General features: G+C 68.8%; 17 protein-coding genes. 7 read left to right on the forward strand and 10 right to left on the reverse strand.

What is annotated here, in order from left to right:
- Nucleotide 1 precedes the first annotated feature (1 nt).
- A complete protein-coding gene (locus tag AFM16_RS19720; RefSeq protein WP_078634121.1) occupies nt 2–1,225 on the reverse strand; it encodes an MFS transporter in 1,224 nt (407 codons plus the stop codon).
- A 140-nt stretch (nt 1,226–1,365) separates the two neighbouring features.
- On the opposite strand from AFM16_RS19720, the gene AFM16_RS19725 reads away from it, so the two are divergent.
- Together AFM16_RS19725 and AFM16_RS19730 are read left to right on the forward strand one after the other, a co-directional pair.
- Nucleotides 1,366–1,830: a MarR family winged helix-turn-helix transcriptional regulator gene (locus tag AFM16_RS19725; protein ID WP_030794959.1), complete on the forward strand. Its 465-nt coding sequence runs from the start codon at nt 1,366–1,368 to the stop codon at nt 1,828–1,830.
- Nucleotides 1,831–1,839: 9 nt separating this feature from the next.
- A complete protein-coding gene (locus AFM16_RS19730; RefSeq protein WP_030794963.1) occupies nt 1,840–2,292 on the forward strand; it encodes a GNAT family N-acetyltransferase in 453 nt (150 codons plus the stop codon).
- Between the two features lie 57 nt (nt 2,293–2,349).
- On the opposite strand, the gene AFM16_RS19735 is transcribed toward AFM16_RS19730, so the two are convergent.
- Together AFM16_RS19735 and AFM16_RS19740 are read right to left on the reverse strand one after the other, a co-directional pair.
- A complete protein-coding gene (locus tag AFM16_RS19735) occupies nt 2,350–3,735 on the reverse strand; it encodes a serine hydrolase domain-containing protein (RefSeq protein ID WP_078634122.1) in 1,386 nt (461 codons plus the stop codon).
- An 80-nt stretch (nt 3,736–3,815) separates the two neighbouring features.
- Complete coding sequence (locus AFM16_RS19740; protein ID WP_078634123.1) at nt 3,816–4,601, reverse strand: alpha/beta fold hydrolase; 786 nt, start codon at nt 4,599–4,601, stop codon at nt 3,816–3,818.
- A 75-nt stretch (nt 4,602–4,676) separates the two neighbouring features.
- On the opposite strand from AFM16_RS19740, the gene AFM16_RS19745 reads away from it, so the two are divergent.
- Nucleotides 4,677–5,243: a dihydrofolate reductase family protein gene (locus AFM16_RS19745; RefSeq protein WP_078634124.1), complete on the forward strand. Its 567-nt coding sequence runs from the start codon at nt 4,677–4,679 to the stop codon at nt 5,241–5,243.
- A 3-nt stretch (nt 5,244–5,246) separates the two neighbouring features.
- Here AFM16_RS19745 and dnaB read toward each other — a convergent pair whose 3' ends face one another.
- Nucleotides 5,247–6,725, reverse strand: a complete 1,479-nt coding sequence (gene dnaB, locus AFM16_RS19750; protein ID WP_030794976.1) for a replicative DNA helicase — start codon at nt 6,723–6,725, stop codon at nt 5,247–5,249.
- Nucleotides 6,726–7,185: 460 nt separating this feature from the next.
- Here dnaB and AFM16_RS19755 point away from each other — a divergent pair, with 460 nt between their 5' ends.
- A complete protein-coding gene (locus tag AFM16_RS19755; protein ID WP_078634125.1) occupies nt 7,186–8,523 on the forward strand; it encodes an MATE family efflux transporter in 1,338 nt (445 codons plus the stop codon).
- A 166-nt stretch (nt 8,524–8,689) separates the two neighbouring features.
- Here the strand turns inward: AFM16_RS19755 and rplI are convergent, their stop codons facing one another.
- The 4 genes from rplI to rpsF all read right to left on the reverse strand — a co-directional run bounded on the left by rplI (nt 8,690) and on the right by rpsF (nt 10,440).
- Nucleotides 8,690–9,136 carry a 50S ribosomal protein L9 gene (rplI, locus tag AFM16_RS19760; protein WP_030794981.1) on the reverse strand — a complete coding sequence of 149 codons (447 nt, stop codon included), beginning with the start codon at nt 9,134–9,136 and terminating at the stop codon, nt 8,690–8,692.
- Between the two features lie 18 nt (nt 9,137–9,154).
- Nucleotides 9,155–9,391: a 30S ribosomal protein S18 gene (gene rpsR, locus AFM16_RS19765; protein ID WP_020130672.1), complete on the reverse strand. Its 237-nt coding sequence runs from the start codon at nt 9,389–9,391 to the stop codon at nt 9,155–9,157.
- An 81-nt stretch (nt 9,392–9,472) separates the two neighbouring features.
- Nucleotides 9,473–10,069, reverse strand: a complete 597-nt coding sequence (locus AFM16_RS19770; RefSeq protein ID WP_078634126.1) for a single-stranded DNA-binding protein — start codon at nt 10,067–10,069, stop codon at nt 9,473–9,475.
- 80 nt (nt 10,070–10,149) lie between these two features.
- Entirely contained in the window at nt 10,150–10,440 is a 291-nt protein-coding gene (gene rpsF / locus AFM16_RS19775) for a 30S ribosomal protein S6 (protein WP_007383258.1), read from the reverse strand.
- A gap of 287 nt (nt 10,441–10,727) precedes the next feature.
- Between rpsF and AFM16_RS19780 the strand changes: the two genes are divergently transcribed.
- The 3 genes from AFM16_RS19780 to AFM16_RS19790 all read left to right on the forward strand — a co-directional run bounded on the left by AFM16_RS19780 (nt 10,728) and on the right by AFM16_RS19790 (nt 13,559).
- Entirely contained in the window at nt 10,728–11,039 is a 312-nt protein-coding gene (locus tag AFM16_RS19780) for a hypothetical protein (RefSeq protein WP_030794989.1), read from the forward strand.
- 254 nt (nt 11,040–11,293) lie between these two features.
- Nucleotides 11,294–12,415: a peptidoglycan bridge formation glycyltransferase FemX gene (femX, locus tag AFM16_RS19785; protein WP_030794992.1), complete on the forward strand. Its 1,122-nt coding sequence runs from the start codon at nt 11,294–11,296 to the stop codon at nt 12,413–12,415.
- 112 nt (nt 12,416–12,527) lie between these two features.
- Complete coding sequence (locus AFM16_RS19790) at nt 12,528–13,559, forward strand: alanine racemase (protein ID WP_030794995.1); 1,032 nt, start codon at nt 12,528–12,530, stop codon at nt 13,557–13,559.
- A 103-nt stretch (nt 13,560–13,662) separates the two neighbouring features.
- Here AFM16_RS19790 and AFM16_RS19795 read toward each other — a convergent pair whose 3' ends face one another.
- Together AFM16_RS19795 and AFM16_RS19800 are read right to left on the reverse strand one after the other, a co-directional pair.
- Complete coding sequence (locus tag AFM16_RS19795) at nt 13,663–15,174, reverse strand: glycosyltransferase family 87 protein (protein ID WP_037876506.1); 1,512 nt, start codon at nt 15,172–15,174, stop codon at nt 13,663–13,665.
- 131 nt (nt 15,175–15,305) lie between these two features.
- Nucleotides 15,306–17,990, reverse strand: a complete 2,685-nt coding sequence (locus AFM16_RS19800) for a transglycosylase domain-containing protein (protein WP_167797220.1) — start codon at nt 17,988–17,990, stop codon at nt 15,306–15,308.
- Nucleotides 17,991–18,297 lie beyond the last annotated feature (307 nt).

Here is an 18,297-nt window from a genome sequence, read left to right on the forward strand (position 1 = left end):
GTCAGTGGGAGACGGCCGTCCGGTGCTCGGTGGGCGTCGCGCCGGTGACGACGGCGCCGGGGGCGTTGACGCTGGGGCTGTCGGCGCGGCGTTCCAGTGCGGCCGAGACGAAGGCCAGGACGAGGGCCGCGGCGGCGAGGGCGGCGCCGACCCAGTTGGGGGCGGTGTAGCCGAGGCCGGCGGCGATGACGAGGCCGCCGAGCCAGGCGGACAGGGCGTTGCCGAGGTTGAAGGCGCCGATGTTGACGGCCGAGGCGAGCGTCGGGGCGCCGTGCGCCTGGTCGAGGACGCGCTTCTGGAGCGGCGGGACGGTGGCGAAGCCCAGGGCGCCGATCAGGGCGATCGTGACGGCCGCGAGGACCTTGTGGTGCGCGGTGAGGGTGAAGAGCGCCAGGACGAGGGCAAGGGCGCCCAGGGAGACGTACAGCAGGGGCATCAGGGCGCGGTCGGCGTACTTGCCGCCGATGAGGTTGCCGCCGACCATGCCGAGCCCGAAGAGCACCAGCAGCCAGGTGACGGAGCCGTCCGCGAAGCCGGCCACATGGGTCATCATCGGCGCGATGTAGGTGATGGCGGCGAAGACTCCGCCGAAGCCGAGGACGGTCATCGCCATGGCGAGCAGGACCTGGGCGTTCTTGAAGGCGGCGAGTTCGTGCCGCAGGCGCACGCCCTCGGCGCGGGGCAGCTCGGGGACCAGCTTGGCGATGCCGACCAGGCCCACGACGCCCAGGGCGGCGACGACGGCGAAGGTGACCCGCCAGCCGGCGCTCTGCCCGACGAGCGTGCCGAGCGGGACGCCGACGACGTTGGCGACGGTGAGACCGGTGAACATCATCGCGATGGCGCCGGCCTTCTTGTCCGGAGCGACCAGGTCCGCCGCGACGACGGAGCCGATGCCGAAGAAGGCGCCGTGGGCGAGCGAGGCGACCACGCGGCCGATCAGCATCACGGCGAAGACGGGGGCGACGGCGGAGAGCAGGTTGCCGATGATGAACAGGCCCATGAGCAGCATCAGCATCCGCTTGCGGGAGATCTTGGTGCCGAGGACGGTCATCAGCGGGGCGCCGAACATCACGCCGAGCGCGTAGCCGGTCACCAGGAAGCCGGCCGTGGGGATGGAGACCCCGAAGTCGCCCGCGACCTCGGGCAGCAAGCCCATGATCACGAATTCCGTGGTGCCGATTCCGAAGGCCCCGATCGCGAGGGCCAGAAGCGCGAGAGGCATGGGGTGGTACACCTTCCCAGACGATTGCAGGAGCGCTTTGCGTGCGTTCACAATAGTTGCAGACGCGGGCTATATGCAACTGACGACTATTGCGCGGCTGCTCTATCCTGGATGTCAGCCGCTCCGGGACGGAGGAACCCATGACTGCCACGGACCCCGCGCTCACCGCCCTCGCCCAGGGCTGGTCCGCCCTCGCTCTGCTGCACGGGAGGATCGAGGCCCACATCGAGCGCGCGCTCCAGTCCCGGCACGACCTGAGCGTGCGCGAGTACTCCCTGCTCGACGTGCTCAGCCGGCAGCACGACGGCGAGGGCGGCCATCTCCAGATGAAGCAGGTCGCCGACGCGGTCGTCCTCAGCCAGAGCGCGACCACCCGGCTGGTGACCCGCCTGGAGGACCGCGGCCTGCTGGAGCGCTACCTCTGCCCGACCGACCGGCGCGGTATCTACACCAACGTCACCGCGGCCGGACTGGAGTTGCTCGACGCGGCCCGGCCGACCAATGACGCGGCGCTGCGCGAGGCCCTCGACGAGGCCGCCCGCAATCCCGAACTGGCCCCGCTGGTCCGAGTCGTGGAATCCCTGAAGGTGGCCACCGCCGCATAGGGTGCGGCCATGGGAGATCTTGAAATCCGGCCGGCTACGACGGAGGACGTCCCCGCGATCGTCGCCCTGCTCGCGGACGACCCGCTGGGCGCCCGGCGCGAGTCACCCGACGACCTCACCCCGTACCTCACCGCCCTGGAGAGGATCGGCGCCGACCCGAACCAGCGTCTGGTGGTGGCCGTGCGGGAGGGGCGGGTCGTCGGCACGCTTCAGTTGACGATCGTTCCGGGACTCTCCCGGCGCGGTGCGACCCGGTCCATCATCGAGGGCGTGCGGGTGCACGCCGATGAGCGCGGCAGCGGTCTTGGCACCCGGTTCATCGAGTGGGCCATCGAGGAATCCCGGCGCGAGAACTGCCAGTTGGTGCAGCTCACGTCCGACAGCACCCGCACCGACGCCCATCGCTTCTACGAGCGGCTGGGCTTCGAGGCCACGCACCTGGGCTTCAAGCTCTCGCTCTGAACGCCGGAAGCGCTGTGTTTCACGTGAAACACAGCGCTCCTCGGGGCGGGGTGGCGGTCAGCCGATCCCCCGCCACCCCTCCGGATCCACTCCACCGGGCACAGCGGCCGTTTCGTCGTACGGCTCCCGCGTGAACACGAACGAGCCGACGTCCAGGTGGTCCACGGTCCCGTCCGGTCGGCGTACGGCCCGCAGCGGTTCTCCGGCGAAGTACCCCTCCAGGCCGGTCCAGGTGCCGTCCCCGTTCCGCCGGAACCGGGACCGGCGGCCACCGCCGGACAGCGGCGCCAGGGAGAGCAGCCCGTCGGCCGTCACACGGAGCACGGAGGCGCTGGTCCCCCAGTACCAGGGGCCCGCCAGCTCCAGCACGGACCGGTCCACCTCCGTCAGCGGCCGCCACGGCTCGGGGATCCGCGGCTCGGCCTCGGCGACGATCCGGACGAGATCGGCGCCCACCTGGGACAGCATGGGCCCGGAGGTGCAGTTGGCGAGGACCACCGCGGCGACGTCGTCGGCCACCCCGATGGTGAGGTTGGCCAGGAAGCCCGGCACGGATCCGGAGTGGCCCACGAGCAGCCGTCCGTCCTGGTGCTGGATCTGAAGACCGAGCCCGTAGCCGACACCGACCGCGAGATCGGCGGTCTCGGAGGGGGCCGAGGCGGTGCGCATCTCCCGCAGCGACTCCTCACTCAACACCCGGTCGTCACCCCTGACCAGAAAGGCCGCGAACCGAGCGAGATCACCGGTCGTCGACCAGAGCTGCCCGGCGGGAGCCATCGGGCCGTAATCCTCGGTCGGCTCCGCCATCATCACATCGGCCCACGGATGCACCGCCCACCCGCCCGCGGCCGGCGACTGCGCCCGCACGCTCGTACGATCCAGCGCCAGAGGTTCGAGCACTTCACGCCGGAGTACCTCCTCCCAGGACGCACCCCGCAACTCCTCCACCAGGGCACCGAGAACGGCATATCCGGGATTGGAGTAGTGATGCCGCCGCCCGGCGCGATGCGGGGCGGCCCGTTCCCCGAGAACATCCCCGAGCCCCGGCCGCAGCGCCCCCGGCGTCCGCTCCCACCAAGGACCGGGCGTCTCGGCAGCCAGCCCGCCCGAGTGCGCGAGCAGCTCGGCGATCGTGACCTCCCCCACGCCGGTCCCCGGCAGATGCTTCTCCAACGGATCACCGAGGTCCAGCACCCCCTCGTCCCGCAGCCGCAGCACGAGAACGGCGGTGAGCGTCTTGGTGATCGACCCGATCCGGTACTGCACCCGCTCGTCCGGCACCTGCCCGTCGACCATCGACCGCGCCCCATGCCACACGGCCCGCCCACCCCGCACCACAGCAGCAACAACGGAAGGCGCCCGCCCCTCGGCCTGCGCCACAGCAACCCGCCGCAACAACGCCCGCCGGGTCCCGGGAAGCAACTCATCCTGAGAAGTCGTCATGCCCCCAGTCCACCCGCCCGAGGGCCTCACGTCGAATCCATTCGGACTGGGGCAGCTTGGAGACGGCCTGCTCAGCCGATTCACAGCGTGCTGAGGAACTCCCTGACGACTGCGGCGAACTCCACTGGGACGCTCTCGTGGACGGTGTGTCCGGCCGGGAGTTCGACGAGCCGCGTGTGGGGACGCCGTGCCGCCATGTCCTTCGCGTGCTCGGCGCTGAGCACCGTGCTGCGGCTGCCTCGGACGAGCAGGGCGGGACAGTTGCCGGCGAGCCAGTCGTCCCAGTGATCCCCGTTGAGGTGCTGCTGCGAGTCGCGCATGTCCGTCGCTTCGAAGGCAAGCCCCCACCCGTCGGCATGCTCACGGACGGCGTCCATGAGGTAACTCGCCGAGGGACCGAGCCCTTCCAGAAGCCCGGCGCGGGTGGGCGCCCGGCGTGGCCAGGACAAGCAGAAGGACAGGTCGTCATCGACCTCGGCACCGATGTCCTCGACGATCAGTGCGTCCACAAGCCCGGGGAACCGAGCCGCGAGCTGAAAGGCGTTGACACCTCCGAGGGAGTGACCGAGCACGACCGCGCCGTCGATCCCCAGATGGTCCAGCACCGTCGCGGCGTCCTCGACATAGCCGGTGCGGGAGAAGTCGGCAGGGCGGTCGGAGTGCCCGTGGCCCCGCTGGTCGAGAGCGATGACCCGCCAGGATTCGCCCAGCTCCCGGGCCAGGCGCGTGAAGGTGCGGCCTTCCCCGAAGTGTCCGTGGAGGGCCAACAGGGGGCGCCCCGCGCCACCGAAGTCGAGGTACGAGAGACGTCGCCCGGCCACCACCACGGCCGCCCGCTTTGGTTCGGTCGAGATCGCCGACGTCATGGTCGTCAGTATGCGATGAGTTTCCCGCGCCGCGCCGGTCCATACCGTGGGCACCCTAGGACGGAAGGCTGGGCCATGCGGAAACTGATCTACGGGATGAACCTGACGTTGGACGGCTATATCGCCGCGGTCGGCGACGACATCGGGTGGGGCGGGAAGCCGAGCGATGAGCTGTTTCAGTGGTGGCTCGAGCAGGAGCAGGCGAGTGACCTGACGCTGTACGGGCGCAAGTTGTGGGAGACGATGAGCTCCTACTGGCCGACCGGCGACCAGCAGCCCGACGCCGGTCCGGCGGAGATCGAGTTCGCGCGGAACTGGCGGGACACGCCGAAGGTGGTGTTCTCCTCGACGATCGACAAGGTCGGCTGGAACACCCGCCTGGTCACCGGCAACGCGGTCGCCGAGATCACCCGGCTCAAGGCCGAGGACGGCGGCCCGATGAACATCGGCGGCGCGACGCTCGCCGGGGCGGCCCTGCGCGCCGGGCTGATCGACGAGTACGTGATCGCCACCCATCCGGTCCTGGTGGGCGGCGGCACGCCGTTCTTCACCGCGGTGGACGGCTGGGTGAACCTGAACCTGGTGGAGACGCGGACCTTTCCCGGCGGTGTGGTCCTGACCAGGTACGAGACGAGGCGCTGAGCTCTAGGTCTGGGCCATGTCCACGAAGCGGGAGTAGTGGCCCTGGAAGGCCACCGTGATCGTGGCCGTCGGGCCGTTTCGGTGCTTGCCGACGATGATGTCCGCCTCGCCCGCGCGCGGCGACTCCTTCTCGTAGGCGTCCTCGCGGTGGAGCAGGATGACCATGTCGGCGTCCTGCTCGATGGAGCCGGACTCACGCAGGTCGGACACCATCGGCTTCTTGTCGGTGCGCTGTTCGGGGCCACGGTTGAGCTGTGAGAGGGCGATCACCGGGACCTCCAGCTCCTTGGCCAGCAGCTTGAGGTTTCGGGACATGTCCGAGACCTCTTGCTGACGGCTCTCGGAGCGCTTGGAGCCGCCGGCCTGCATGAGCTGCAGGTAGTCGATGATGACCAGCTTGATGTCGTTGCGCTGCTTCAGCCGGCGGCACTTCGCGCGGATCTCCATCATCGACAGGTTCGGGGAGTCGTCGATGAAGAGCGGCGCCGAGGACACCTCGGGCATCCGGCGCGCCAGGCGCGTCCAGTCCTCGTCCGTCATGGTGCCGGACCGCATGTGGTGCAGGGCGACACGGGCCTCGGCGGACAGCAGACGCATCGCGATCTCGTTGCGGCCCATTTCCAGGGAGAAGATGACGCTCGGCAGGTTGTGCTTGATCGACGCCGCGCGGGCGAAGTCCAGCGCGAGCGTCGACTTACCCATGGCGGGACGCGCGGCGATGACGATCATCTGGCCCGGGTGCAGACCGTTGGTCAGCGAGTCGAGGTCGGTGAAGCCCGTCGGCACACCGGTCATCTCACCGCTGCGCGACCCGATCGCCTCGATCTCGTCGAGCGCGCCCTCCATGATGTCGCCGAGCGGGAGGTAGTCCTCGCTGGTGCGCTGCTCGGTGACGGCGTAGATCTCGGCCTGGGCGCGGTTGACGATCTCGTCGACGTCGTCGTCGGCCGCGTATCCCATCTGGGTGATGCGGGTGCCGGCCTCCACCAGGCGGCGCAGCACCGCCCGCTCGTGCACGATCTCCGCGTAGTACTCGGCGTTCGCCGCGGTCGGCACCGTCTGGACGAGGGTGTGGAGATACGACGCCCCGCCGACCTTGTTGATCTCGCCGCGCTTGGTCAGCTCGGCGGCGATCGTGATGGGGTCGGCCGGTTCGCCCTTCGCGTAGACGTCGAGGATCGCCTGGTAGATCGTCTCGTGCGCGGGCTTGTAGAAGTCGTGGCCCTTGAGGACCTCGACGACGTCGGCGATGGCGTCCTTCGACAGGAGCATGCCGCCGAGGACGGACTGCTCGGCGTCGAGGTCCTGCGGCGGCACCCGCTCGAACGCCGTCCCGCCCTCCCAGTCGCCGCTGTCCCGGCCCCGGTCGTGCTGGTCGTCCCGGCCGCGGCCGCCGCTGTCTCCGCGACGGCGGGAGGCGGGCAGACGATCACTGGGTCCGCTGTCGGCCCACGGGTCGTCCAAGGGCTCGGAAATGCTCACCGAGCAACCTCCTCCCGTCCGCCGAGCGGACCTCGCCGTGCGTTTCAGTTCTACGGCACGACACTGACAATTGAGAGGCCCAACTCCACTTGTGGAGCGTCGGTTTTGTAAGGGTTTCAGCGGCCGACAGGCAGAGGGGGCGCCGGACAACGGTAGGCCCGCGGGCACCGTCAGCCAATCTGGTTATCCACAGGCCATGTGGACGACGGCCCCGATGCTGTGGACAACTCCGCAAAACCTGTGCACGACCCGGTGGACAGCCCTGTGAACAAGCACTCGCCTTTTCCCACCCGACCGAGCTGACCTGCACGTTTCCCATCCACCGGCTGTGCAGAAGAAAAACTTCCCCAGTCGGGCCAAGATCCCTTCGAACAGTGTGGGAAACGACGCACCGCCCCACCCACGGTAAGGGTCACAAGCCGCTTGTATCTCTTACCTGTGGACGATTAGATTGGTGGTCATGACACAGGCTCCCCCGATGCCCAGGGCCACCAGGCGACAGCACGATCGAGAGATCGTCGCGCTGGCTGTCCCGGCCTTCGGCGCACTGGTCGCCGAGCCCCTCTTCGTCCTGGCGGACAGCGCGATCGTCGGCCACCTCGGCACCGCCCAGCTCGCCGGACTCGGGATCGCCGCGGCCCTCCTCACCACCGCCGTCAGCGTCTTCGTCTTCCTCGCCTACGCCACCACGGCCGCCGTGGCCCGCCGGGTCGGCGCCGGTGATCTCCCCACCGCCATCCGCCAGGGCATGGACGGAATCTGGCTGGCCCTCCTCCTCGGTAGCGCCGTGATCGTCGCCGTCCTCCCCAGCGCGCCGGCACTCGTCGATCTCTTCGGCGCCTCGCAGACCGCCGCCCCCTACGCGACGACCTATCTGCGGATCTCGGCACTCGGCATCCCGGCCATGCTGGTCGTCCTCGCCGCGACCGGCGTCCTGCGCGGGCTCCAGGACACCAGGACCCCGCTGTACGTCGCCGTCGGCGGCTTCGTCGGCAACGCGGTGCTCAACGCCGCCCTCGTCTACGGCGCCGGGCTCGGTATCGCAGGCTCCGCCTGGGGCACGGTGATCGCCCAGTGGGGTATGGCCGCGGTCTATCTGGTCGTGGTGGTCCGCGGAGCCCGCCGTCACGGCGCCTCGCTCCGCCCCGACGCCGCGGGCATCCGGGCCTCGGCACAGGCAGGTGTCCCCCTGCTCGTCCGTACGCTGTCGCTGCGCGCGATCCTGATGATCGCCACCGCCGTGGCCGCCCGCCTGGGAGACGCCGACATCGCGGCCCACCAGATCGCCCTGTCCCTGTGGAGCCTGCTCGCCTTCGCCCTCGACGCCATAGCGATCGCCGGGCAGGCCATCATCGGACGCCATCTCGGCGCCGGGGACGCCCAGGGCGCCCGGGACGCCTGCCGGCGGATGGTCGAGTGGGGCATCGGTGTGGGCATCGCCCTCGGCGTGCTGGTCGTCCTCGCACGGCCGCTCTTCCTGCCCCTGTTCACCACCGACGCCGGGGTGAAGGCCGCCGCGCTGCCCGCCCTGCTCGTCGTCGCGCTCTCCCAGCCGGTGAGCGGCATCGTCTTCACGCTGGACGGCGTACTGATGGGCGCGGGGGACGGCCCGTACCTGGCCTGGGCCATGGTGGGCACCCTCGCCGTCTTCGCACCGGTGGCGCTGCTGATACCGGTCCTCGGCGGCGGACTGACCGCGGTGTGGGGCGCGCTGGCGCTGATGATGGTCGTACGGATGCTGACGCTCTGGCTTCGGACCCGCTCGGGCCGCTGGATCGTCACCGGCGCGACCCGCTGACGTCTCCGACGAGGTCCCTGCCATACCTGACGTACCTGACGACGTCCCTGACGTTTCACGTGAAACATGCGGAAGGGGCCACACCCCAGCGGGTGTGGCCCCTTCTCAGCTCTTCCAGCCCCTCAGCTCTTCAGAGCCGAACGGCCCGTCAAGCCAAGCACGGCGATCAGGCCGCGACGACCTCGATGTTGACCTTGGCGGCAACCTCGGGGTGCAGACGCACGGACGTCTCGTGGGCGCCCAGCGTCTTGATCGGCGAGCCCAGCTCGATGCGGCGCTTGTCGACGTCGGGACCACCGGCGGCCTTGATCGCGGAAGCGATGTCGGCCGGGGTGACGGAACCGAAGAGACGACCGGCGTCGCCGGAGCGGACGGCCAGACGGACCCGGACACCCTCGAGCTGGGCCTTGACGCTGTTGGCCTGCTCGATGGTCTGGATCTCGTGGATCTTGCGAGCGCGACGGATCTGCTCGACGTCCTTCTCGCCACCCTTGGTCCAGCGGATCGCGAAGTTCCGCGGGATCAGGTAGTTGCGGGCGTAACCGTCCTTGACGTCGACGACGTCACCGGCAGCACCGAGGCCAGAGACCTCGTGAGTGAGGATGATCTTCATGTGTCGGTCACCCTTCCCTTATCGCGCCTGGGCGGTGTACGGCAGCAGCGCCATCTCACGGCTGTTCTTGACGGCCGTGGCGACGTCACGCTGGTGCTGCGTGCAGTTGCCGGTCACGCGGCGGGCACGGATCTTGCCGCGGTCGGAAATGAACTTCCGCAGCATGTTCGTGTCCTTGTAGTCCACGTACGTGACCTTGTCCTTGCAGAATGCGCAGACCTTCTTCTTAGGCTTGCGCACAGGCGGCTTCGCCATGGTGTTTCTCCTGTGTGATCAAGAAGTGTGGGTACGGCCCACCCCTGTGACCGGTCCGGCCCGGAGGCCGGACGCCAGGCCCTAGAAGGGGGGCTCGTCCGAGTAGCCGCCGCCGCTGCCGCCGCCGGAGTTTCCACCCCAGCCGCCACCGCCGCCGCCCTGCTGGCCACCGGCGGGAGCACCGGTCGCCCACGGGTCGTCGGCGGGAGCGCCGCCGCCCTGCTGACCGCCGCCGGGGCCACCGCCCCAGCCGCCGCCACCCTGGCCGCCACCGCCGCCGTTGTAACCACCCTGGCCACCGCGTCCGCCGCCGCCGCTGGTCTTGGTGACCTTGGCCGTGGCGTTGCGCAGGCTGGGGCCGACTTCCTCGACGTCCAGTTCGTAGACCGTGCGCTTGACGCCCTCACGGTCCTCGTAGGACCGCTGCTTCAGCCGGCCCTGCACGACGACGCGCATGCCTCGCTGGAGCGACTCCGCGACGTTCTCCGCCGCCTGGCGCCAGACCGAGCAGGTCAGGAACAGGCTCTCGCCGTCCTTCCACTCGTTCGTCTGGCGGTCGAAGGTGCGGGGAGTGGACGCGACACGGAACTTCGCGACCGCCGCACCGGAGGGGGTGAAGCGCAGCTCGGGGTCGTCGACAAGATTGCCGACGACCGTGATGACGGTCTCGCCTGCCATGGGGAACCTCTCGGCGGGTTTGCTGCTGCTGGCTGCTTGTGCTGCTACTCAGAGTCCCGAGATCGGCTGAGCGGTGAGGCTCAGTGGGTCTCGGGGCGGAGGACCTTGGTCCGGAGGACCGACTCGTTCAGGTTGAGCTGGCGGTCGAGCTCCTTGACGACCGCAGGCTCGGCCTGCAGGTCGATGACCGAGTAGATGCCCTCGGGCTTCTTCTTGATCTCGTACGAGAGACGACGACGGCCCCAGGTGTCGACCTTCTCGACCTTGCCGTTGCCCTCACGGACGACGGAGAGGAAGTTCTCGATCAGGGGGGCGACAGCGCGCTCCTCCAGATCGGGGTCGAGGATGACCATCACCTCGTAGTGACGCATGTGGAACCCACCTCCTTTGGACTCAGCGGCCACGGTCGATCCGTGGCAGGAGGGTTGTGATGCGTACGCAACGGTATCGGCCGCCACTGACAATCGGGGGTCGCGGAGCGACATCCCCTCGTTGACCTGGGCGGAGTTCCTGGCTGTGCCTGGACAGACACCGGTGCAGACGGTACAGACTACCTGCACACCTGCTTCCGGTTGAAATCCGGCCGGGGGGACCGCCAGTCTGTACACATCGGGTGTGTACGGCGCTACCATGCGCCGCCTTCCGCAGGAGGTGCCCTATGGCACAGGCATTGCGACCCAACACCGCCGGCTCTCTCTTCGCCACGGACGACAGGCCCCATCCCCTCCAGGACACGCTGGTGATCGTGACCCTGGTGCTCGGAGTGGTGTCCTTCGTCACGGCGATGTTCCACAACCTGCATCTGCTCAGCTCCTGGACCGGTCTGGTGGGAATCCTGACCGGCGCGTACGGACAGTGGATCTCCGAGACCACCCGTGAGCGCTTCGGTCTGATCCTGGGTCTCGGTGCCTCCGGGGTCGGTTTCTTCCTCGGCATGGCACACGGCGGCCTCTTCGGCGGGCTGTGGTGATCAGCCCGGCACCGAAGCCGACTCCACCCATCCCGACCCCACCCATCCCGTCGTCACCCGTCCCGTCGTCCACCGAGGACCCGTTGACGGACTCGTAGAACACGTACGAAACCTGCCGTAACGCCCCGGCCTCCCACAGGCCGGGGCGCAGGTGCCGTACGCCCAGTCGGGCCAGGCGCAAGGCGCAGTAGGCTTCGGCGCGTGAGCCGGAGCCCCTGAACCCATGGGGACACACCAGCCGAGGAGCGCCCCGAATGAGCCTGACCCTGAGGACCATCAGCCGCGAGCAGCATCTGGCGTACATCCAGAGCCTGCCGGCGGCTAGTCACATGCAGGTTCCGGCCTGGGCCGACGTCAAGGCGGAGTGGCGTTCGGAGAGCCTCGGCTGGTTCGACGAGCGGACCGGTGAACTGGTCGGCGCGGGTCTGGTCCTCTACCGGCAGCTCCCCAAGATCAAGCGCTACCTGGCCTATCTGCCCGAGGGCCCGGTCATCAACTGGTTCGCGCCGAATCTGACGGAGTGGCTGGAGCCGATGCTCGCGCACCTCAAGCAGCAGGGCGCGTTCTCCGTGAAGATGGGCCCGCCGGTGATCATCCGGCGCTGGGAGGCCACCTCCATCAAGGCGGGCATCCAGAACCCGGACGTGAAGCGACTGCGCGACATCGAGGCTGACTTCATCGAGCCGCGCGCCTTCGAGGTGGCCGACAAGCTGCGCCGCATGGGCTGGCAGCAGGGCGAGGACGGCGGCGCCGGCTTCGGTGACGTCCAGCCGCGCTACGTCTACCAGGTGCCGCTGGCGAACCGTTCCCTCGAAGAGGTCCACAAGAACTTCAACCAGCTCTGGCGCCGCAACATCAAGAAGGCCGAGAAGGCCGGCGTCGAGGTGGTCCAGGGCGGCTACCACGACCTCGAGGAATGGCAGCGGCTGTACGAGATCACGGCGGTCCGGGACCACTTCCGGCCGCGGCCGCTGTCGTACTTCCAGCGCATGTGGACGGCCCTCAACACCGAGGACCCCAACCGGATGCGGCTGTACTTCGCCCGTCACAACGGGGTGAACCTGTCTGCGGCGACGATGCTGATCGTCGGCGGGCACGTCTGGTACTCCTACGGCGCCTCCGACAACATCGGCCGCGAGTTCCGTCCGTCGAACGCCATGCAGTGGCGGATGCTGCGCGACGCCTACGCGCTCGGCGCCACCGTCTACGACCTGCGCGGCATCTCCGACTCCCTGGACGAGACGGACCACCTCTTCGGTCTGATCCAGTTCAAGGTGGGCACGGGCGGGCAGGCCGCCGAGTACCTCGGCGAGTGGGACTTCGCGCTGAACAAGCTGCTCCACAAGGCGCTCGACATCTACATGTCGCGCCGCTGACGTCCCGCCCGGCGATTCCGTACCTTTGACACCCCGGCACCACCCCTGACTCCTCGTCCCCTTCGAGGCGTTCCCCCACTCCGCAGCCACCAGAAAGGTCCCAGGTCCGGCCATGGCGCTCACGCTCTACGTCGACACCGCGCGCTGGCGGGCGCACCACAAGCACGTGCAGGAGCAGTTCCCGGGGCTCGTCCCGGTCTGCAAGGGCAACGGCTACGGCTTCGGGCACGAGCGGCTGGCGGAGGAGGCCACCCGGCTCGGCTCGGACGTCCTCGCCGTCGGCACGACGTACGAAGCGGCTCGCATCAAGGACTTCTTCGGCGGCGACCTGCTGGTGCTGACGCCGTACCGGCGCGGTGAGGAGCCCGTCCCGCTGCCCGACCGCGTCGTGCGGTCGGTGTCGTCGATCGACGGCGTGTACGGCCTCGTGGGCGCCCGGGTGGTCATCGAGGTGATGTCGTCGATGAAGCGGCACGGCATCAGCGAGCAGGACCTGCCGCAGTTGCACGCCGCCATAGAGAACGTCCGGCTGGAGGGCTTCGCCATCCATCTGCCGCTGGACCGCACCGACGGCTCCGACGCCGTCGAGGAGGTCATCGGCTGGATGGACCGGCTGCGCGCGGCCCGGCTGCCGCTGCACACGATGTTCGTCAGCCACCTCAAGGCCGACGAACTCGCCCGGCTCCGGCAGCAGTTCCCGCAGACGCGCTTCCGCGCCCGGATCGGCACCCGGCTGTGGCTGGGGGACCATGACGCGACCGAGTACCGCGGTGCCGTCCTGGACGTCACGCGGGTCGCCAAGGGTGACCGGTTCGGCTACCGGCAGCAGAAGGCGGCCTCCGACGGCTTCCTGGTGGTCGTGGCGGGCGGTACGTCGCACGGCGTGGGCCTGGAGGCCCCCAAGGCCCTGCACGGCGTCATGCCGCGCGCCAAGGGCGTCGCACGGGCCGGTCTGGCCACCGTGAACCGGAACCTGTCGCCGTTCGTGTGGGGCGGCAAGCAGCGCTGGTTCGCGGAGCCGCCGCACATGCAGGTGTCGATCCTGTTCGTCCCCTCGGACGCGCCGGAGCCGACGGTCGGCGACGAGCTGGTGGCCCATCTGCGGCACACCACCACGCAGTTCGACCGCCTCGTGGACCGCTGAGCCGCACCGGACAGGCAGAGCAGAGAAGCAAGAAGGCCGTACACGGGACCCCGTGTACGGCCTTTTAGCGTCTCCAAGCCGGCCCGCTACCTGCCCTGTTCGCTCAGGGCGAACTGTCGACGGCGTCCTGCTTGCCCCACTCCACCTGAGGCCCCTCGAAGCGCGAGGCGTGCCGGGGCGGGTGGGCCGGCGAGCGGATGGCGAAGAAGTCCTCGGCCCCGTCGAGCACCCCGCCCGAGGGATCGTCGTCGCCGGCCTGGCGCACCACGTCCCGCTCCGGCATCAGGATGTCCCGCACGACCACCACGCACAGATAGAGCGTGCCCAGCAGATGCACGCCGATGGCCCAGTGGTAGCCGTCGGTGGGCAGTCCCTTGTGGGCGTCTCCGCTGGTCGTGTACGCGAGGTACATCCAGATCCCCAGGAAGTACACGACCTCGCACGCCTGCCAGATCAGGAAGTCCCGCCACTTGGGCCGGGCCAGTACCGCCAGCGGCACCAGCCACAGCACGTACTGCGGTGAGTAGACCTTGTTGGTGAGGATGAAGGCCGCCACCGCCAGGAAGGCGAGCTGGGCGAAGCGGGGGCGGCGCGGCGCGGACACCCCCAGTGCCACGATGCCGGCCAGGCAGAGGCTCGTCAGAAGGGCGGCCAGGGTGTTCACGCTCTCGGTGGTGAGCGGGTCGTCGGAGTTCTGGGCCAGGATCAGCCAGAACGAGCCGAAGTCGACGCCGCGCTCCTGGCTGAAGCGGTAGAACTTCGACCAGCCCTCGAAGGCGAAGAGCATCACCGGCAGGTTGACCACCAGCCAGGCCACGACCGCGCCCGCGAGCGCCTTGCCGAAGTCCCGCCATTTCCAGGCGCGCAGACACAGCACGAACAGCGGGACGAGCAGGAAGACCGGATACAGCTTGGCGGCCGTGGCGAGCCCCAGGAGGACGCCGAAGGCCAGGGAACGGCCCCGCGCCCACATCATCATCGCCGCGGCCGTCAGAGCGACGGCCAGCAGGTCCCAGTTGATGGTGGCGGTGAGGGCGAAGGCGGGCGCCAGGGCGACCAGCAGGCCGTCCCACGGGCGCCGGGCGTGCGTACGGGACACGCAGACGGCGATGACGGCCGCACAGGCCATCAGCATCCCGGCGTTGACCATCCAGTACCACTGCTCCTGGTCCTGGATGCTGCCGCTGCCCGGCGTCAGCCAGGCGGCCACCTCCATGAACACACCGGTCAGGACCGGGTATTCGAGGAAGTCCATGTCACCGGGGAGCTTGTCGAAGTACGGCACGAGGCCGTCGGCGAAGCCTCGCCCCTGATACAGGTGCGGGATGTCCGAGTAGCACGCGTGGGTGTACTGGGAGCTGGCGCCGAAGAACCAGCCACCGTTGTAGCAGGGCGCCTTCTGGATCAGACCGAGGGCGAACATCCCGATCGCCACCAGCGCGACGATCCGTACGGGCGTCCACCAGGACGTTCCGATGAGGGCCCGTCGCCCGAGAGGGCCGCCGATCAGCTCACTGCCGGCCGCGGCCACCTTGTCGTACCTGGTCGGCGGGACCAGGTCCGGCTCGGGCGCGGACTCGGGCACGGGGGTCGGCGTCGATTCTGCACTGGGCATGGGCCACATCCTGCCGTACCGGCCTGGGAAAAAGCCGAGGGCCGCCCCACCTGGTGCGGTGAGGCGGCCCTCGTTTCACGTGAAACATATGCCTGTTTCACGTGAAACACCCGGCTTGGGCGTAGGCGCGGCTACCCGGTCGAGCCTCCGAAGAAGCCCCCGCCGTTCTGATTGCCTCTGGAGGTGTCCTCCGTCTCCGAATCGCTCGGTGACGGACTGGTCTCTCCTCCGCTGCCGCCGTCCGTGGCGCCGCTGTTCGTGCCGCCCGAGTCCTCTTCACAGCCGAAGAAGCGGTTGCAGGTCTCGCTCTGGGAGGGCGAGGGCAGAACCACCGGCTGGCTGGGGGTCGGGGTCGGCGACGGCTCCGGCTCCTCGGACTCGGTCGCCGAGGGGGTCGGGGACGGAGACGGCTCCGCGTTGACGATCTCACCGATCGGCTCGGGCTCCGGGAAGCTCTTCGCGGGCTGGCCCTTCAGCGCCTCGGCCATGTAGTCGTGCCAGATCTGGGCCGGGAACGAGGCGCCGTGGATCTTCTCCTGGCCACCCGTGCCGAACATCTCCAGGAACGCACGGTTCTTGTTGGACTCGTCGTCGTCCAGCCGGAACATGGTGACCGCCGTCGACAACTGCGGGGTGTAGCCCACGAACCAGGCGGACTTGTTGCCGTCGGTGGTACCGGTCTTACCGGCCACCTCACGGCCGGGAAGCTGGGCGTTGGTACCGGTGCCCTTCTCCACCACGGTCTTCAGGACGTCCGTGACGTTGTCGGCGACCTTGGAGGTGAACGCCTGCTCCGACTCGGTCTTGTGCGTGAAGATCTGGCCCTTCTCGCTGGTGACCTTCTCGACCGAGTACGGGTCGCGCTGCTTGCCGCTGGCGGCGAAGGTGGCGTAGGCGCCGGCCATCCGGATCGCGCTCGGGTCGGAGATGCCGATCGAGAACGACGGGAAGCCGGAGCCGGTCAGGCTGTCCTCGCGCAGGCCCGCGCTCATGGCGGCTTCCTTCACCTTGTCCAGACCGACGTCCTGGCCGAGCTGCACGAAGGCGGAGTTCACCGACTCACGCATCGCCTCACGCAGGTCGATCTTGAACTCGGGCGGAGTGCCGAGCGAGACGTTGCCGTCGTTCGTCTGGAGCCACTCCTTGCCCTTCTCGTCCTTCCAGATCGTCCTGTCGTAGTTCCTGATCTTGAGCTTGTTCTGACCGCTGAACAGGCTCTTGGGGGAGACGATCGTGCGCTCGTCCTGCGCCTGCGACGACCCCAGGTCGGGGTCCCGCACGCCCCAGGTCATCGCGGCCGCCAGCACGAACGGCTTGAAGGTCGAGCCGACCTGGGCACCGGTCTGGTCGGCGTTGTTGGTGAAGTGCTTGGTCGCGTCCTCACCGCCGTAGACGGCCCGGATGGCGCCCGTGGTCGGGTCGACGGAGGCTCCGCCGAACTGGACGTGGGTGTCCTTCTCCGGGCGTTCCTTCGGCTTGATGTTGTCCTTCCGGACCTTCTTCACGGCCTCTTCGAGCTGGTTGACCTTCTTCCTGTCGAAGGTCGTGTAGATCGAGTAGCCGCCCTGCTGAAGGTCGTTCTGGGTGATCCCGGTCTCTTTGCTGTTGCTGACCAGGTAACCGTTGGCGAGGTCGACCAGGTAGCCGATCTGCCCCTTCAGGTCGGTGTTCGACCGGGGGTTCTTCCACTTGGGAAGGGTGATGTACTTGGCCCGCTTCGCCGGGTCGAGATGGCCGTACTCGACCATCTTGTCGAGGGTGTCCTGCATCTGGAGCAGGGCACGCTTCCTGTTCTTGTCGGGCGTGGCATTGACCGGGTCGATCGTGGACGCACCGGCGGGGTCGTAGTACGTGGCGCCCTTGAGCATCGCGGACAGAAACGCGCACTCGCCCGCGCTGAGGTCGACGGCGTCCTTCTCGAAGTAGGCGCGGGCGGCGGCCTGGATCCCGTAGGCGTTGCGCCCGTAGTAGGCGGAGTTCAGATAGCCCGCCATGATCGTGTTCTTGTCGAGCTTGGCGCCGACCTTGATCGACACGAAGATCTCCTTGAACTTCCGGGAGATCGTCTGCGACTGGTCGTTGAGCATGGCGTTCTTGACGTACTGCTGGGTGATGGTCGAGCCACCCTGCGTCTGTCCGCCCCGGGCCATGTTGAACACGGCGCGCCCGATGCCCTTGGGGTCGATGCCGCTGTCCTCGTAGAACGTCTTGTTCTCCTGCGAGATCACCGCCCAGCGCATGTCCTCGGGGATCTGCGAGAGATCGATGATCTGCCGGTTCGCCTCACCACCGGTGGCAACCATCTGGCTGCCGTCTTTCCAGTAGTAGACGTTGTTCTGGGCTTCCGCCGTCTCGTCGATCTTGGGGATGCCCACCATGGCGTAGCCGATGCCCGCCACGGCCACCAGGCTGCCCATGAAGCCGACGAACAGGCCGGCCACCAGCTTCCACGACGGCACCCAGCGCTGCCAGCCGTACTTGTCGGCGCGCGGATAGTCGATCAGGCGCTTTCGGTCGGAAGCGCCCCGTCCTCTGCCCCGGCCGGGCCCGGCCGGGCCGCCGCGGCGGCCCCCCGCGGGCTCGGCCGCTCTGCGCCGGCCGCCCGGGCCTCGCTGGGGGGCACGCCGGGACTCGGCGCGGCCGCCGTACGACTGCTCCTCGCTTCCGGACCCGTGACCCAACCCATAGTCGGAAGGAGATCCGGTGGCGCCTCGCGGTGCCGCGCGGCGGCCGGCAGACGGACCGGACTGGCCACGTCGGGCCGCGGCACGTCCGCCTCCCTGCGGCTGCGGCGGTTTGCGACGGTGCTCGCTCATCGAACGATTACTCCTAGGGCAGGCGCATCCGTGCGCGCCTGAGAAGGGCGGCTGGTTTCCTGTCCCCCCGAAGTACGGATGCGGTCGGTCGCTCATTCATCCGTACGGCACCGGAGGCCTCGACGCCCCCCGGCGTCCCATGGGTCCCGGTGGTGTGCATGGCGGACAGACTACGCACCGTCAAAACCTGCCTAGGCCCGAGGTTCACCCCAAATCAGGCAACTCGCCTGCAACGAATCGGTGATGTGATCCCGTTCACCATCTTCCCTCTTGTCGCATCCGGATGGCCGTTCTATCGTCGTGATGT

Source organism: Streptomyces antibioticus (assembly GCF_002019855.1).
GTDB classification, from domain to species: domain Bacteria; phylum Actinomycetota; class Actinomycetes; order Streptomycetales; family Streptomycetaceae; genus Streptomyces; species Streptomyces antibioticus_B.

Coding starts and splice junctions, on each gene's coding strand:
- AFM16_RS19720 (WP_078634121.1), bottom strand. CDS start 1,225: ATGCCTCTCGCGCTTCTGGCCCTCGCGATCGGGGCCTTCGGAATCGGC.
- AFM16_RS19725 (WP_030794959.1), top strand. CDS start 1,366: ATGACTGCCACGGACCCCGCGCTCACCGCCCTCGCCCAGGGCTGGTCC.
- AFM16_RS19730 (WP_030794963.1), top strand. CDS start 1,840: ATGGGAGATCTTGAAATCCGGCCGGCTACGACGGAGGACGTCCCCGCG.
- AFM16_RS19735 (WP_078634122.1), bottom strand. CDS start 3,735: ATGACGACTTCTCAGGATGAGTTGCTTCCCGGGACCCGGCGGGCGTTG.
- AFM16_RS19740 (WP_078634123.1), bottom strand. CDS start 4,601: ATGACGTCGGCGATCTCGACCGAACCAAAGCGGGCGGCCGTGGTGGTG.
- AFM16_RS19745 (WP_078634124.1), top strand. CDS start 4,677: ATGCGGAAACTGATCTACGGGATGAACCTGACGTTGGACGGCTATATC.
- AFM16_RS19755 (WP_078634125.1), top strand. CDS start 7,186: ATGACACAGGCTCCCCCGATGCCCAGGGCCACCAGGCGACAGCACGAT.
- rplI (WP_030794981.1), bottom strand. CDS start 9,136: ATGAAGATCATCCTCACTCACGAGGTCTCTGGCCTCGGTGCTGCCGGT.
- rpsR (WP_020130672.1), bottom strand. CDS start 9,391: ATGGCGAAGCCGCCTGTGCGCAAGCCTAAGAAGAAGGTCTGCGCATTC.
- AFM16_RS19770 (WP_078634126.1), bottom strand. CDS start 10,069: ATGGCAGGCGAGACCGTCATCACGGTCGTCGGCAATCTTGTCGACGAC.
- rpsF (WP_007383258.1), bottom strand. CDS start 10,440: ATGCGTCACTACGAGGTGATGGTCATCCTCGACCCCGATCTGGAGGAG.
- AFM16_RS19780 (WP_030794989.1), top strand. CDS start 10,728: ATGGCACAGGCATTGCGACCCAACACCGCCGGCTCTCTCTTCGCCACG.
- femX (WP_030794992.1), top strand. CDS start 11,294: ATGAGCCTGACCCTGAGGACCATCAGCCGCGAGCAGCATCTGGCGTAC.
- AFM16_RS19790 (WP_030794995.1), top strand. CDS start 12,528: ATGGCGCTCACGCTCTACGTCGACACCGCGCGCTGGCGGGCGCACCAC.
- AFM16_RS19795 (WP_037876506.1), bottom strand. CDS start 15,174: ATGCCCAGTGCAGAATCGACGCCGACCCCCGTGCCCGAGTCCGCGCCC.
- AFM16_RS19800 (WP_167797220.1), bottom strand. CDS start 17,990: ATGAGCGAGCACCGTCGCAAACCGCCGCAGCCGCAGGGAGGCGGACGT.